The sequence below is a fragment of the Flavobacterium hiemivividum genome (assembly GCF_004349145.1).
Classification (GTDB): Bacteria; Bacteroidota; Bacteroidia; order Flavobacteriales; family Flavobacteriaceae; genus Flavobacterium; species Flavobacterium hiemivividum.
Window position 1 is genome coordinate 1 of sequence record NZ_SMFO01000032.1, and the last position, 1,292, is coordinate 1,292.

Here is a 1,292-nt window from a genome sequence, read left to right on the forward strand (position 1 = left end):
TACTTCCGTAGAAGTTTACTATAATCATTTACGTATTGCCACACATAAGCGAAATCCAAAAAAAGGGAATTACAATACAATTAAGGAGCACCTATCTAGTACGCATCAAAGCTATACCAGTTGGAGTCCTGAGTATTTTAAAAATCAAGCAGCTCCACACGGTGCTCATTTAGTGAAATGCGTAGAGAAGATTCTGTGTAATGTAGAATATCCTGAGATTGGATACAAAAGGGTTATTGGCTTAATACAACTACATAAGAGTTATGGATCACAAAGACTTGATAAAGCTTGTGAGATTGCCTTAAATGCTAATATTGCGGCCTATACCCATATCAAAAACATCCTGCGTCACAATATGGATCTCAAAGAAACTCTGCTCCAAGAACTGGACGCTAATACTAATCATATACCAGTACATCAAAACATCAGAGGAGCCTCTGCGTACCAATAAATAGTAATCTTAAATATAATAATATGGATAATAATCAAACTATCGAAAAGCTAAAAGCAATGAGGCTTAACGACATGGCACAGCTTCATCACAGTCATATTAAAAACAATACAATGATGTCATTTACCATTGACGAGTACATTGGTTTACTAACAGATCACGAGTATGAGAATAGGCAAAACCGCAAAATCGAAAGACTAATTAAGCAGGCTCAGTTTAGACAAAGTGCAAGCATGCCAGATATAAATTATACTCAAAATAGAGACCTTGATAAGAATATGTTCACTCGCCTAGGAACATTGGATTTTATTCTCAAAAAACAGAATGTAATCTTAACTGGATCTTGCGGAGTTGGAAAGAGTTATCTTGCTCAGGCTCTAGGACATCAAGCATGTTTAATGGATTATAAAGTCTTGTATTATAACACCGCTAATCTTTTTAATTTATTAAAAATAAGCAAATTAGACGGGACCTACCTAAGAGAAATTAAAAAGATACTAAAGTCAGATCTACTTATTTTAGATGACTTTGGTCTACAACCATTTGATAATCAGTCTAGGGAAGCTTTATTAGATATTGTTGATCAAAGACACAATCAAGGATCAATAATACTATCTTCTCAAATACCGGTATCTGCATACCATGACATAATTGGGAACTGTACTATTGCCGATGCAGTGCTAGATAGGATTGTAAATTCCTCTCATAGAATAGAACTAACAGGTGAGTCTATGAGAAAAGCAAATTTTTAAACTGAACAAACTTTTTGTATTATTGTAATATCTTTCAAAGTGGCACCATTTCAACCGAAATGGGTGGCACGGTCCCACCGAAATACCCA

1 protein-coding gene and 1 pseudogene are annotated in these 1,292 nt (G+C 34.9%); both read left to right on the forward strand.

What is annotated here, in order from left to right; translation table 11 throughout:
• Positions 1-451 (forward strand): annotated as a pseudogene (locus E0F98_RS15965) (IS21 family transposase); the annotation flags it as partial.
• Between the two features lie 23 nt (positions 452-474).
• Positions 475-1,203 carry an IS21-like element helper ATPase IstB gene (istB, locus tag E0F98_RS15970; RefSeq protein WP_091093977.1) on the forward strand — a complete coding sequence of 243 codons (729 nt, stop codon included), beginning with the start codon at positions 475-477 and terminating at the stop codon, positions 1,201-1,203.
• Positions 1,204-1,292: the final 89 nt, after the last annotated feature.

Bases quoted from the DNA above. Each gene is read 5' to 3' on its own strand.
- istB (WP_091093977.1), top strand. From the start codon at position 475: ATGGATAATAATCAAACTATCGAAAAGCTAAAAGCAATGAGGCTTAAC.